This is a genomic window from Streptomyces sp. NPDC015532, assembly GCF_043078065.1.
Classification (GTDB): domain Bacteria; phylum Actinomycetota; class Actinomycetes; order Streptomycetales; family Streptomycetaceae; genus Streptomyces.
On sequence record NZ_JBIBSY010000007.1, the window covers coordinates 164611 to 177725 of the forward strand.

The window sequence follows — 13115 nt, forward strand, 5'->3', positions numbered from 1 at the left end:
TCTTCACGGCATCGCCAGGGAATTGAATGTTTAGCCTGACGCTTTACAGAGATGGCGAATCCGACAACCCGCGCCTATGTGGGGCTCTTTGACCCCGACCGGCGCCCAGGACGACAAGGTCGAGCAAAACGGTGAAGACGACGATGATGTTCCGCAACATTGCCAATCCGCGACGCACGACGCTGGCGCACCTCGAGGACGCCGATGCCCTGCGCACGCCGGAACGGCCGGAGCACTCGGTCGAGCTCCCCGTCCAGACGGCCAACCCCCGCCGCACCGTCCTGATGGACGCTCCGGTCGCGGTCTCCGCCGCCGCGGAGTGAACGCGGCGACCGGCGAAGGGCCGCGCACCGCGCGGCCCGGCCGGTCACGGCCCTCCCTCCACGAGGGCGCCGTCACCCCTCGCCCGGACCGGCGCGCCGCCGTCCGCCGCCCGCCCCGGACCGCGCCCCGCCGCTCACCGTCCCGGCGGATATACGCGAAGCCCGCAGCCCTTGCCGCGTTAGCCTGGAGCGTCAGACTCCAGCCAGCTCAGTGAGGGGCGCAAGGATCCCGTGCGCATCGCCAGATTCTCCATCGACGGCAACGTCGCTTTCGGCGCGGTCGAGGGCGACAAGCCGGACGAGCTCGTCCTCGACATCATCAAGGGCATCCCGTTCGCGGACTTCGAGCTCTCCGGTACGAAGGTCCCGCTCAACAAGGTCCGGCTGCTGCCGCCGGTGCTCCCGAACAAGGTCGTGGCCTTCGGCCGCAACTACGCGGAGCACGCCAAGGAGCTCGGCAACGAGGTGCCCGACGCCCCGTTCGCCTTCTTCAAGCCGTCGACCTCGGTGATCGGTTCCGGCGACCCGATCCAGTACCCCTCCTTCTCCAGCGAGCTGCACCACGAGGCCGAGCTCGCCGTCGTCATCGGCCGCATGTGCCGCGAGGTCCCGCGCGAGCGCGTCAAGGACGTCATCCTCGGCTACACCTGCGCCAACGACGTCACCGCCCGCGATGTGCAGAAGCGCGAGAAGCAGTGGGCCCGCGCCAAGGGCTTCGACAGCTCCTGCCCGCTCGGCCCCTGGGTGGAGACGGACCTCGACCCCGCCGACCTGACCATCCAGTGCACGGTCAACGGGCAGCAGCGGCAGCTCGGCCGCACCAGCGAGATGATCCACTCCATCGAGGACCTCATCGTCAACATCACCGAGGCCATGACGCTGCTCCCCGGCGACGTGATCCTCACCGGCACCCCGGCTGGGGTCGGCCCCCTGAACGTCGGCGACGAGGTCGCCGTCACCATCGAAGGCATCGGCACTCTCACCAACAAGGTGATCAAGCGTGGCTAACGTCCGTGTACGTTTCTGTCCCTCCCCGACCGGCAACCCCCACGTCGGGCTGGTCCGCACCGCCCTGTTCAACTGGGCGTTCGCCCGGCACAACGAAGGCACCCTGGTCTTCCGCATCGAGGACACCGACGCGGCCCGCGACTCCGAGGAGTCGTACGACCAGCTCCTCGACTCGATGCGCTGGCTGGGCTTCGACTGGGACGAGGGCCCCGAGATCGGCGGCCCGCACGCGCCGTACCGCCAGTCGCAGCGCATGGACATCTACGCGGACGTCGCCGCCAAGCTCCTGGACGCGGGCCACGCGTACCGCTGCTACTGCTCGACCGAGGAGCTGGACACCCGCCGCGACGCGGCCCGCGCCGCCGGCAAGCCCTCCGGCTACGACGGCCACTGCCGCGACCTGTCCGCCGAGCGGAAGGCCGCCTACGAGGCCGAGGGCCGCAAGCCCATCGTGCGCTTCCGGATGCCCGACGAGGCGATCACCTTCGACGACCTGGTCCGCGGCGAGATCACGTACCTCCCGGAGAACGTTCCGGACTACGGCATCGTCCGTGCCAACGGCGCCCCGCTGTACACGCTCGTCAACCCCGTCGACGACGCCCTGATGGAGATCACCCACGTCCTGCGCGGCGAGGACCTGCTCTCCTCCACCCCCCGGCAGGTCGCCCTCTACAAGGCGCTGACCGAGCTGGGCATCGCCAAGGAGACCCCGGCCTTCGGCCACCTCCCGTACGTGATGGGTGAGGGCAACAAGAAGCTCTCCAAGCGCGACCCGGAGTCCTCGCTCAACCTCTACCGGGAGCGCGGCTTCCTCCCCGAGGGCCTGCTGAACTACCTCTCCCTGCTCGGCTGGTCGCTCGCGGCGGACCGCGACATCTTCTCGATCGACGAGATGGTCGCCGCGTTCGACGTCACGGACGTGAACCCGAACCCGGCCCGCTTCGACCTGAAGAAATGCGAGGCGATCAACGCCGACCACATCCGCATGCTCGATGTGAAGGACTTCACCGAGCGCTGCGCCCCGTGGCTGCGCGCCCCCTTCGCGCCCTGGGCGCCGGAGGACTTCGACGAGGCGAAGTGGCAGGCGATCGCCCCGCACGCCCAGTCGCGGATGAAGGTCCTCTCCGAGATCACGGACAACGTCGACTTCCTGTTCCTGCCGAAGCCGGCCGTCGACGAGGCGTCCTGGACGAAGGCGATGAAGGAGGGCAGCGACGCCCTGCTGCGCACCGCCCGCGAGAAGCTGGAGGCGGCCGACTGGACTTCTCCGGAGTCCCTGAAGGAGGCCGTCCTGGCCGCCGGTGAGGCGCACGGCCTCAAGCTCGGCAAGGCGCAGGCCCCGGTCCGCGTCGCCGTCACCGGCCGCACGGTCGGCCTGCCGCTCTTCGAGTCCCTGGAGATCCTGGGCAAGGACGAGACGCTGGCGCGCGTCGACGCCGCGCTGGAGCGGCTCGCGGCCTAGCCGACAGCTGTACGCGACAGGGGCGGTGTCCGGTTCGGGCACCGCCCCTGTCACGTGTGCGCCCCGGCCCGCCACCGGGAGTTCCCTGTTCCCGTCGATGGCCATCAACTCTCGCCTGTGCCAGGGGGGCGCGTGCCGGATGAGCCTCGGCGATCGTCACCGCCCGAGGGACAGCCGCCCGCTCTCGGCGATACCGTCGGCGCATGAGCATCGACGCCGTGGTCTGGGACATCGACGACACGCTCTTCGACTACACGAGCGCGGACCGGGCGGGCATCCGGGACCATCTCGCGGCCGAGGGCCTGCTCGACGGCGGTACGACCGTCGAGCAGGCCCTCACGCGCTGGCGGGAGATCACCGACGCCCAGTGGGCGAGGTACGCGGCCGGCGAGACGGACTGGCAGGGCCAGCGGCGGGACCGCGTCCGGGTGTTCCTGGGGGAGTCGCTGAGCGACACCGAGGCCGACGCGTGGTTCGACCGGTACGTCACGCACTACGAGGGCGCCTGGGCGCTCTTCCCGGACGTCCTGCCCGTCCTGGACGCGCTCGTGGCCAGCCACCGGCACGCGGTGCTGTCCAACTCCAGCCTCCTCGTGCAGGACCGCAAGCTGCGCGTCCTCGGAGTGCACGACCGCTTCGAGGCCATCCTGTGCGCCGCCGAACTCGGCGTCTCCAAGCCCGCGGCGGCCGCCTTCCATGCGGCCTGCGACGCCCTGGGGCTGCCGCCGCACCGCGTCGCCTACGTCGGGGACCATCCGGAGATCGACGGACGCGGCGCCGCCGACGCCGGTCTGCTCTCGGTCTGGATCGACCGGGGCGGCGCCCAGGCCGCCGGCGCCGCCGGACGGACGGGTCCGCACCGCATCGGATCGCTCGCCGAGTTGCCCGCGATCCTCGGCGCCGATACCCGTTTTGGAGCGCCGTCCACCTTCGGGTAATGTTCTTTCTGCGCCGCCGGGAGCGGGCCGAAAGGCCGGAGCTCGGAGGCGCTAGCTAAAACAGAATCCCGAGGTGGGGTTGTGTTTCAGTGGCCTATGGTGTAATTGGCAGCACGACGGTTTCTGGTTCCGTTAGTCTAGGTTCGAGTCCTGGTAGGCCAGCTCGCAGAGCTCATCTGCACCGCGGAGATCCAGATCCGCAAAGCCCCCGTTGTGTAGCGGCCTAGCACGCTGCCCTCTCACGGCAGTAGCGCCGGTTCGAATCCGGTCGGGGGTACAGATCCTTCCCAGGGAGGCAGTCGGGTCGCACCCGCTGCCCCTCATGCAGGATCGCTAGGGCCCCCGTTGTGTAGCGGCCTAGCACGCTGCCCTCTCACGGCAGTAGCGCCGGTTCGAATCCGGTCGGGGGTACTGGTCTAAACCACCATGGGCTATGGTGTAATTGGCAACACTACGGTTTCTGGTACCGTCATTCTAGGTTCGAGTCCTGGTAGCCCAGCTTTACATCTGCGGAAACGCAGGATGCAGGCCCCCGTTGTGTAGCGGCCTAGCACGCCGCCCTCTCAAGGCGGTAGCGCCGGTTCGAATCCGGTCGGGGGTACATGGTCCGCAAGGGTCTCCACTTCGGTGGGGGCCCTTTCGGCGTTCGGAGATCAACTTCGGAGATCAACACGGAGCGGGTCGCCGTGAGTTGGATCACCCCGGAAACAAGGCGCGGGGTGCACGGGCTCGGTGAGCCGGTACACCCCGCGTACGGGACGGTGTGCTTCGGGAAGGGCCTGCCGCGGCGTTGAGGCCGACCCTCCCGTCATGCGGGAACGGAGCGGAGGTCAGCCCGTGCGGCGCAGGGCCTCGGAGAGCCGCCCGGCGGCGTCGATGACGGCCTGGGCGTGCATACGGCCCGGGTGGCGGGACAGGCGCTCGATCGGCCCGGAGACCGAGACGGCGGCCACGACACGGTTCGAGGGGCCGCGGACCGGCGCGGACACGGACGCCACGCCCGGCTCGCGCTCACCGATCGACTGGGCCCAGCCGCGGCGTCGTACCCCCGACAGCGCGGTGGCGGTGAAGCGGGCGCCCTGGAGACCACGGTGCAGCCGCTCCGGCTCCTCCCAGGCCATCAGGATCTGGGCGGAGGAACCGGCCTTCATCGTGAGGGTGGAACCCACAGGGACCGTGTCCCGCAGACCGGACAGCCGCTCGGCCGCGGCGACGCAGATGCGCATGTCGCCCTGGCGGCGGTAGAGCTGCGCGCTCTCGCCCGTGATGTCCCTCAGGTGTGTGAGCACCGGGCCCGCCGTCGCGAGGAGGCGGTCCTCTCCGGCGGCCGCGGCCAGTTCGGCGAGCCGGGGTCCGAGTATGAAACGGCCCTGCATGTCGCGCGCCACCATGCGGTGGTGTTCAAGTGCCACGGCGAGACGATGTGCCGTGGGTCGTGCCAGTCCGGTCGCCGCCACCAAGCCCGCGAGGGTGGCCGGACCGGACTCCAGAGCGCTCAGGACAAGGGCTGCCTTGTCCAGAACGCCGACGCCGCTACTGTTGTCCATGAAACGATACTCGCGTCTCACTCTGTGAAACGCAAGTTCAATTTCCGGTGAAACGAGCCACCCTTGTAGGCACAGCGGCCCGCGGACCAACGGGCCCGGCGGACGACGTCCGGCACGAGGGGTGCGGACGTTCACCGCCCCGGAAATCTCTAGTTGGGCCGGCGCCACACAAGCCGGCCGGAGGGAAAGCGATGGGTAGGACACTCGCGGAGAAGGTCTGGGACGACCATGTCGTCCGGCGCGCCGAGGGCGAGCCCGACCTCCTCTTCATCGATCTGCACCTGCTGCACGAGGTGACCAGCCCGCAGGCCTTCGACGGTCTGCGTCAGGCGGGCCGTCCGGTGCGGCGCCTCGACCTCACCATCGCGACCGAGGATCACAACACCCCGACCCTCGACATCGACAAGCCCATCGCGGACCCGGTCTCCCGGGTCCAGCTGGAGACGCTGCGCAAGAACGCCGCCGAATTCGGCGTCCGGCTGCACTCGCTGGGCGACGTCGAGCAGGGCGTGGTGCACGTGGTGGGACCGCAGCTGGGTCTGACCCAGCCGGGCACCACGGTGGTCTGCGGCGACTCGCACACCTCCACGCACGGCGCGTTCGGCGCCCTGGCGTTCGGCATCGGCACCTCGCAGGTCGAGCATGTGCTGGCCACCCAGACGCTGCCGCTGGCCCGCCCGAAGACCATGGCCATCACGGTCGAAGGTGAGCTGCCCGACGGCGTCAGCGCCAAGGACCTGATCCTGGCGATCATCGCCAAGATCGGCACCGGCGGCGGCCAGGGCTACATCCTGGAATACCGCGGCTCCGCCATCGAGAAGCTCTCGATGGAGGCCCGGATGACCATCTGCAACATGTCGATCGAGGCCGGCGCCCGCGCGGGCATGATCGCCCCCGACGAGACCGCCTTCGCCTACCTCAAGGGCCGTGCGCACGCCCCCGAGGGCGAGGAGTGGGACGCCGCGGTCGCGTACTGGAAGACCCTGAAGTCCGACGACGACGCCGAATTCGACGCGGAGGTCGTCATCGACGCCGCCTCCCTGTCGCCGTTCGTCACCTGGGGCACCAACCCCGGCCAGGGCGCGCCGCTTTCGGCGAACGTCCCCGACCCGGCTTCGTACGAAGACGCTTCGGAGCGCCACGCCGCCGAAAAGGCCCTGGAATACATGGGGTTGACCGCCGGACAGCCGCTGCGTGACATCAAGGTCGACACCGTCTTCGTAGGTTCGTGCACCAACGGCCGTATCGAGGACCTGCGGGCGGCCGCCGAGATCGTCGGGGGCCGCAAAGTCGCCGACGGCGTACGGATGCTGGTCGTCCCCGGCTCCGCGCGGGTCGGTCTCCAGGCCGTCTCCGAGGGCCTGGACGTGGTCTTCAAGGAGGCCGGCGCCGAATGGCGGCACGCGGGCTGCTCGATGTGTCTGGGCATGAACCCCGACCAGCTGGCCCCCGGTGAGCGCTCCGCGTCCACCTCCAACCGCAACTTCGAGGGCAGGCAGGGCAAGGGCGGCCGTACGCACCTGGTCTCGCCGCAGGTCGCCGCCGCCTCGGCGGTCCTCGGCCACCTGGCCTCCCCGGCCGACCTGTCCGACGCCCCCGTGCCCGCTGGAGTCTGAGAGCCATGGAAGCATTCACCACGCACACCGGCCGGGCGGTCCCGCTGCGCCGCAGCAACGTCGACACCGACCAGATCATCCCCGCCCACTGGCTCAAGAAGGTGACCAGGGACGGCTTCGAGGACGGCCTCTTCGAGGCCTGGCGCAAGGACGCCTCGTTCATCCTCAACCAGCCCGAGCGCCAGGGCGCCACGGTTCTGGTCGCGGGTCCCGACTTCGGTACGGGCTCCTCCCGCGAGCACGCCGTCTGGGCGCTCCAGAACTACGGCTTCAAGACCGTCATCTCGTCCCGGTTCGCCGACATCTTCCGCGGCAACTCGCTCAAGAACGGCCTGCTCACGGTGGTTCTGGACCAGAAGATCGTGGACGCGCTCCAGGAGCTGTCGGAGAAGGACCCGCAGGCCGAGATCACGGTCGACCTTCAGGCCCGTGAGGTGCGCGCCGAGGGCATCACCGCCGCCTTCGAGCTCGACGAGAACGCCCGCTGGCGGCTGCTGAACGGGCTGGACGACATCTCCATCACCCTCCAGAACGAGGGCGACATCGCGGCCTACGAGGCCAAGCGGCCCTCGCACAAGCCGAAGACGCTCCAGGTCTGACACCGGGCCCGGCCCCGGCCGGGCACGGCTGATTTCAGCCACGCGACACCTCTCTGTACCCCCAATCGTGGACGGTTGGGGGTACAGCTGTTTTCGCTCCCGAAGGGCCCCCGCGCACCCTCACGAGGCAGGTCAACTCCCTTAGTTACAAGGCGCGTTGCCTGGGTAGGCGGCTACGCGGGCGACTTCCGGCCAAGAGGGTCAGAAGGCCTCCGGTGGGCGGCAGTTACCCCCTGCGCAGGCGACAACTCGCCCCAGATGGCACAATCTGTGCATGGAACGTGACGGCCAACTCGAGCTCTACGCGGCGGTCGCGGCCCAACTCAAGGAAGCGCACACAAGAGTGCGCGCACTGCAAGTCCCGGAGGGCGTACGGATGGCGCTGACCCGGAAGCTGCTGGTCATTACGGCCGCGGCCAAGCACGATCTCGCCGACGCGACAAGGCGGCTGGAGCGGTTCACCACCGACCTCGACGAGGGTCGATTCCTCGAAGGGGATCACTGACGAACTGCGCTACGGCCCGAGTTCGTTGCGGCACAAGGGTGATTAGCCCGTTTCGTGTTTGATTTGCGGTATATATCTGCCTAACGTGCGAAAAAGCTTGAACGCATTCGTTCGGGCAATGTCTCCGAAGGGGAAGACGTGAACAAGGCGCAGCTCGTAGAAGCGATTGCCGACAAGGTCGGCGGGCGTCAGCAGGCCGCCGACGCGGTCGACGCGGTACTGGACGCCATCGTCCGTGCGGTTGTCGGCGGAGACCGGGTCTCGGTCACGGGCTTCGGTTCCTTCGAGAAGGTCGACCGCCCCGCCCGTTACGCCCGCAACCCTCAGACGGGTGAGCGTGTTCGGGTCAAGAAGACCTCCGTGCCGCGCTTCCGCGCCGGCCAGGGCTTCAAGGACCTGGTGAGCGGCTCGAAGAAGCTCCCGAAGAACGACGTCGCGGTCAAGAAGGCCCCGAAGGGCAGCCTCTCCGGCGGCGCTTCCGCGACGGTGAAGAAGGCCGCGGCCAAGAAGGCCACCACCGCCAAGAAGGCGGCGGTCAGGAAGACCGCGGCGAAGAAGACGGTCGCGAAGAAGGCCACGGCCACCGTGAAGAAGACCGCGGCCAAGAAGACGACGGCGAAGACGGCCGCCGCCAAGAAGACGACGGCGAAGACGACCGCGGCCAAGAAGACCGCCGCCAAGAAGGCTCCGGCGAAGAAGGCCACGGCCAAGAAGGCCCCCGCGAAGAAGTCGACGGCCCGCAAGACCACCACCGCCAAGAAGGCCACCGCCCGCTAGTAGCCGGGCCGAGGGGCACCTCACGCGCCGGGCCGGGCTCCCACCGGGAGCCCGGCCCGCGGCGCGTTCGGAATGTCTGCGCCGGAATGTCTGCGCCGGAGTGTCCGCGTCAGAACGTCGGCGTCAGAACGTCTGCAGCGTGATCAGGGTGATCCTGAGCTCCGCGCCCTCGCCCTCGGTCTCGATCCGCACGCGCTGTCCCGGCCGCAGCAGCCGCAGCCCGCCGGCGTCGAACGCCGGACCGTCGAAGGGCACGGGGGTGCCGTCGTCGAGCAGCACCTGTCCGCTGCGGGTCTCGGGGTCGTACGTGTACGAGGTCGCCTGCATGGGGGCAGCCTACTGATCCCGCCCCGCGCGGGACGCGGGAAGTCCGGACTGCGAACCCCGGCCGCGAGGACCTTGACCCCGGCTCCCGTGCCCCGCCGACCTCCTCCGCTCCGCCCCCGCTTCGTTCCACCCGGGCCCGTCGGCCCCTTGCCGCCTACTGCCCGGGAATCAGCAGCCGTGCCGCCGCGGCCGCCGTGCGCGGTCCGACGCCGAGCGTCAGCGCCGCCCGCAGATCCTCCCGGGTGTCCACGTCCTGCCGTACGGAATCCACCGCGTCGAGACGGAGTTCCGCGGCCCCCGAGGCGCGATGGCGGGCCCGGGAATCACCGCCGAAAGCGGGGAGCAATTCCCGGCCCGGGGAAGCGGCCAGGAGGGTCGTGCCGATTGCAGCAGCATCGGCCAGAAAAGCACGGGGGAATTCGCCCGCGGCGGCCAGTACCCGGGCCAATTCCGAAGGCCGCAGAGCGGGCAGATCGGCGTTCAGGGCAGCGACGGCGCATTCGGGATCCCGGGCCCGTACGGCCCGCGCGCCGTGCGCCAGCGCCGCGTTGAGGCCGCCGCCCGGCTCGTCCGCGACGATGTGCGCGCCGAGTGCCGCCAGCTCCCTCCCGGCCAGGGCGTCGCCCGTGACGACCGCCACACCGCGGACGCCGGCGCAGGCCAGTGCCGCCGCCACGGTGTCCTGCGCGAACGCGAGGGCGAGCCCTGGGCGCAGTACGTCGGAAGCGGTGTCCGCCAGCCTGCTCTTGGCCCGCGCCAGGGGTTTGAGGGGTACGACCAAGGTCCACCGCACGAGCGCTCCACCCTCTCCAGTCACGCCTTATTGTGACCTGGCCACCCTGGCGGTCCGGGTGTCGGGGCGTACGGTGTTCTCGACAGACAGGCGGCCTGGAGCGACACTTGTGCGGCCCCCCAGGCTCTAGAGGAAGGTGTCCGCGTGCCCCGCCGCAGAATCGGCTTCTGGTACCGCTTCGCAGCGGTTCTCTGCAAACCGCCGCTGGTGCTTCTGATCAAGCGGGACTGGCGCGGGATGGAGAACATTCCGGCCGAGGGCGGATTTATCACCGCGGTGAACCATAATTCCCACGTGGACCCGTTCGCGTATGCGCACTACCAGTACAACACCGGGCGTGTTCCGCGCTTCCTGGCGAAGGCCGGGCTTTTCAAGAAGGGATTCGTCGGTGCCGCGATGCGCGGTACCGGACAGATTCCCGTCTACCGCGAGAGCACCGACGCCCTGAGCGCCTTCCGGGCCGCGATCGACGCCGTGGAACGCGGTGAGTGCGTGGCGTTCTACCCCGAGGGCACGCTCACCCGTGACCCCGACGGCTGGCCGATGACCGGCAAGACCGGCGCGGCGAGGGTCGCCCTCCAGACCAGGTGCCCGGTGATCCCGGTCGCCCAGTGGGGCGCCAACGAACTGCTGCCCCCGTACGCGAAGAAGCCCGACATCCTTCCGCGCAAGACCCACCGCGTGCTCGCGGGCCCGCCGGTGGACCTCTCGCGCTACTACGACCGGGAGATGAACCCGGACCTCCTGAAGGAGGTCACCGAGGTCATCATGGCGGCCGTCACCGCGCAGCTGGAGCTGATCCGCGGCGAGAAGGCGCCCGAGAACGTGTACGACCCGCGCGAGGTGCGCATCGCGCAGCGCCGTAGGACCGCGGCCAAGCCGAAGGCACAGCAGGAAGAGGGGCAGGGCACGTGAGCAAGCCGGTCAGGGCGGCCGTCTTCGGGACCGGATCGTGGGGTACGGCTTTCGGCATGGTGCTCGCCGACGCGGGGTGCGACGTCACCCTGTGGGCACGCCGTCCCGAACTCGCCGACGCGGTCAACTCCACGCGCATGAACCCGGACTACCTCCCGGGCATCGAACTCCCGGAGAACCTGCGGGCCACCGCCGACCCGGCGAAGGCCGCGCGCGGCGCCGACTTCACCGTCCTCGCCGTGCCCTCCCAGACCCTGCGCGGCAACCTCGCGGAATGGGTGCCGCTGCTCGCCCCCGACACCGTGCTCGTCTCGCTCATGAAGGGCGTCGAACTCGGCACGGTGAAGCGGATGAGCGAGGTCATCGAGGAGGTCGCCAAGGTCTCCGCGGACCGCGTCGCCGTCGTCACGGGGCCCAACCTCGCCAAGGAGGTCGCCCAGCGGATGCCCGCGGCCGGCGTCGTCGCCTGCCGCGACGAGGCGGTGGCCCGGCGCATCCAGACCGCCTGCCACACGCCGTACTTCCGCCCGTACACGAACACCGACGTGGTGGGCTGTGAACTCGGCGGAGCCGTCAAGAACGTGATCGGTCTCGCCGTCGGCATCGCCGACGGCATGGGTCTGGGCGACAACGCCAAGGGCTCGCTGATCACCCGCGGCCTGGCCGAGACGACCCGGCTCGGACTCGTGATGGGCGCGGACCCGATGACGTTCTCCGGCCTCGCGGGCCTCGGCGACCTCGCCGCGACCTGTTCCTCACCGCTGTCCCGCAACCACACCTTCGGCATCAACCTCGGCCGGGGCATGACCCTCCAGGAGACCATCGCGGTCACCCGGCAGACCGCCGAGGGAGTCAAGTCCTGTGAGTCGGTGCTGGATCTGGCACGCCGCCACGGCGTCGACATGCCGATCACGGAGACCGTCGTCAGCATCGTCCACGAGGGCAAGCCGCCGGTGGTCGCCCTCAAGGAGCTGATGGGGCGCAGCGCCAAGTCCGAACGCCGCTGAACCGGCCCCGCCGAACCGCCAGGTGGGCGACGCTCCGCAACGGTGGGTACGACGCTGAGCAACAGCGGCCGTGGGGCGCTGACTCACCGCCGTACCACCGGGTACTCTCAACCCGATATGAGCACCGAGAACCTCCCCCAGACCCCTGAGCAGCCGCCTCGCAAGCCGCGCGTGGCCGTCGTCTTCGGCGGCCGCAGCTCCGAACACGGGATCTCCGTGGTCACGGCCGGCGCCGTCCTCAGCGCGATCGACCGGACGAAGTACGACGTCCTGCCGATCGGCATCACCCAGGACGGCCGTTGGGCGCTCACCGCGGACGAGCCGGAACGCATGGCGATCGTCGACCGCAAGCAGCCCAGCGTCGAGCAGCTCGCCGAGTCCGGCGAGGGCGGCGTGGTGCTCCCCGTCGACCCGGCCAACCGCGAAGTCGTCTACAACGAGCCCGGGTCGGTTCCCAAGGCGCTCGGCGAGGTCGACGTCGTCTTCCCGATGCTGCACGGCCCGTACGGCGAGGACGGCACCCTCCAGGGCCTGCTGGAACTGTCCGGGGTCCCCTACGTCGGCTCGGGCGTGCTCGCCTCGGCCGTCGGCCAGGACAAGGACTACATGAAGCGGGTGTTCACCTCGTTCGGCCTGAAGGTGGGCCCGTACGTGGTGATCCGGCCGCGCGAGTGGCAGCAGGACGCGTCCGCCGCCCGCAAGAAGATCGTCGACTTCGCGGGTGAGCACGGCTGGCCGCTCTTCGTGAAGCCCGCGCGCGCGGGTTCGTCGTTCGGCATCACGAAGGTCGACGACCTCTCGGGCCTCGACGAGGCGATCGAGGAGGCCCAGCGGCACGACCCGAAGATCATCGTGGAGGCGCTGCTGCGCGGCCGCGAGATCGAGTGCGGAGTCCTGGAGTTCGAGGACGGGCCGCGCGCCTCGGTCCCCGCGGAGATCCCGCCCGTGCAGTCGCACGCGTTCTACGACTTCGAGGCCAAGTACATCGACGCCGCCGACGGGATCGTGCCGGCGCCGCTCACCGAGGAGCAGACCGCGGAGGTCCGCCGTCTGGCCGTCGAGGCCTTCGACGCGGCGTCCTGCGAGGGCCTGGTCCGCGCGGACTTCTTCCTCACCGAGGACGGCGAGTTCGTGATCAACGAGATCAACACGATGCCGGGCTTCACGCCGATCTCCATGTACCCGCGGATGTGGCGGGAGACGGGCGTCGGCTACGCGGAGCTCGTCGACCGCCTGATCCAGGCGGCGCTGCGGCGGTCCACCGGACTGCGCTGAGCGGTCCGCGGGACCGGGGCGTG

The 13115-nt window shown here is 69.8% G+C and carries 14 protein-coding genes and 5 tRNA genes; 16 read left to right on the forward strand and 3 right to left on the reverse strand.

Annotated elements, in window-relative coordinates:
• Positions 1–131 precede the first annotated feature (131 nt).
• From ACF07B_RS22635 to ACF07B_RS22675, 9 genes are all read left to right on the forward strand, one after another.
• Positions 132–323: a hypothetical protein gene (locus tag ACF07B_RS22635; RefSeq protein ID WP_362391636.1), complete on the forward strand. Its 192-nt coding sequence runs from the start codon at positions 132–134 to the stop codon at positions 321–323.
• A 231-nt stretch (positions 324–554) separates the two neighbouring features.
• A complete protein-coding gene (locus tag ACF07B_RS22640; RefSeq protein ID WP_362391634.1) occupies positions 555–1331 on the forward strand; it encodes a fumarylacetoacetate hydrolase family protein in 777 nt (258 codons plus the stop codon).
• Entirely contained in the window at positions 1324–2793 is a 1470-nt protein-coding gene (gltX, locus tag ACF07B_RS22645) for a glutamate--tRNA ligase (protein WP_369485366.1), read from the forward strand. The genes ACF07B_RS22640 and gltX overlap by 8 nt, the downstream gene beginning before the upstream one ends.
• Before the next feature lie 203 nt (positions 2794–2996).
• On the forward strand, positions 2997–3731 hold the full coding sequence (locus ACF07B_RS22650; RefSeq protein ID WP_392180277.1) for an HAD family hydrolase: 735 nt from the start codon (positions 2997–2999) through the stop codon (positions 3729–3731).
• Between the two features lie 90 nt (positions 3732–3821).
• Positions 3822–3893: transfer RNA gene (locus ACF07B_RS22655), tRNA-Gln, on the forward strand.
• Positions 3894–3935: 42 nt separating this feature from the next.
• Positions 3936–4008: transfer RNA gene (locus tag ACF07B_RS22660), tRNA-Glu, on the forward strand.
• A 61-nt stretch (positions 4009–4069) separates the two neighbouring features.
• A tRNA-Glu gene (locus tag ACF07B_RS22665) sits at positions 4070–4142 on the forward strand.
• Between the two features lie 16 nt (positions 4143–4158).
• Positions 4159–4230 (forward strand) — tRNA-Gln (locus tag ACF07B_RS22670).
• Between the two features lie 29 nt (positions 4231–4259).
• A tRNA-Glu gene (locus tag ACF07B_RS22675) sits at positions 4260–4332 on the forward strand.
• A gap of 229 nt (positions 4333–4561) precedes the next feature.
• Here the strand turns inward: ACF07B_RS22675 and ndgR are convergent.
• A complete protein-coding gene (gene ndgR / locus ACF07B_RS22680) occupies positions 4562–5278 on the reverse strand; it encodes an IclR family transcriptional regulator NdgR (RefSeq protein ID WP_081219617.1) in 717 nt (238 codons plus the stop codon).
• A gap of 191 nt (positions 5279–5469) precedes the next feature.
• Here ndgR and leuC point away from each other — a divergent pair, with 191 nt between their 5' ends.
• The 4 genes from leuC (at position 5470) to ACF07B_RS22700 (ending at position 8775) form a co-directional block, all read left to right on the forward strand.
• A complete protein-coding gene (leuC, locus tag ACF07B_RS22685; protein WP_392180278.1) occupies positions 5470–6894 on the forward strand; it encodes a 3-isopropylmalate dehydratase large subunit in 1425 nt (474 codons plus the stop codon).
• 5 nt (positions 6895–6899) lie between these two features.
• On the forward strand, positions 6900–7493 hold the full coding sequence (gene leuD / locus ACF07B_RS22690) for a 3-isopropylmalate dehydratase small subunit (protein ID WP_369485363.1): 594 nt from the start codon (positions 6900–6902) through the stop codon (positions 7491–7493).
• Positions 7494–7767: 274 nt separating this feature from the next.
• Positions 7768–7998, forward strand: a complete 231-nt coding sequence (locus ACF07B_RS22695) for a hypothetical protein (protein ID WP_362391624.1) — start codon at positions 7768–7770, stop codon at positions 7996–7998.
• A 138-nt stretch (positions 7999–8136) separates the two neighbouring features.
• Positions 8137–8775 (forward strand): HU family DNA-binding protein, encoded by a 639-nt coding sequence (locus ACF07B_RS22700; protein WP_369485362.1) that lies wholly within the window; start codon positions 8137–8139, stop codon positions 8773–8775.
• Between the two features lie 123 nt (positions 8776–8898).
• On the opposite strand, the gene ACF07B_RS22705 is transcribed toward ACF07B_RS22700, so the two are convergent.
• Positions 8899–9102, reverse strand: a complete 204-nt coding sequence (locus tag ACF07B_RS22705) for a hypothetical protein (RefSeq protein WP_326785322.1) — start codon at positions 9100–9102, stop codon at positions 8899–8901.
• A gap of 154 nt (positions 9103–9256) precedes the next feature.
• Complete coding sequence (gene cofC / locus ACF07B_RS22710) at positions 9257–9895, reverse strand: 2-phospho-L-lactate guanylyltransferase (protein WP_392180279.1); 639 nt, start codon at positions 9893–9895, stop codon at positions 9257–9259.
• Between the two features lie 144 nt (positions 9896–10039).
• Here cofC and ACF07B_RS22715 point away from each other — a divergent pair, with 144 nt between their 5' ends.
• The 3 genes from ACF07B_RS22715 to ACF07B_RS22725 all read left to right on the forward strand — a co-directional run bounded on the left by ACF07B_RS22715 (position 10040) and on the right by ACF07B_RS22725 (position 13092).
• Positions 10040–10810, forward strand: a complete 771-nt coding sequence (locus ACF07B_RS22715) for a lysophospholipid acyltransferase family protein (protein ID WP_328447722.1) — start codon at positions 10040–10042, stop codon at positions 10808–10810.
• Positions 10807–11817, forward strand: a complete 1011-nt coding sequence (locus ACF07B_RS22720) for an NAD(P)H-dependent glycerol-3-phosphate dehydrogenase (protein WP_369485360.1) — start codon at positions 10807–10809, stop codon at positions 11815–11817. Before ACF07B_RS22715 ends, ACF07B_RS22720 begins: the two co-directional genes overlap by 4 nt.
• A 117-nt stretch (positions 11818–11934) precedes the next feature.
• Complete coding sequence (locus ACF07B_RS22725) at positions 11935–13092, forward strand: D-alanine--D-alanine ligase family protein (protein ID WP_369485359.1); 1158 nt, start codon at positions 11935–11937, stop codon at positions 13090–13092.
• Positions 13093–13115: the final 23 nt, after the last annotated feature.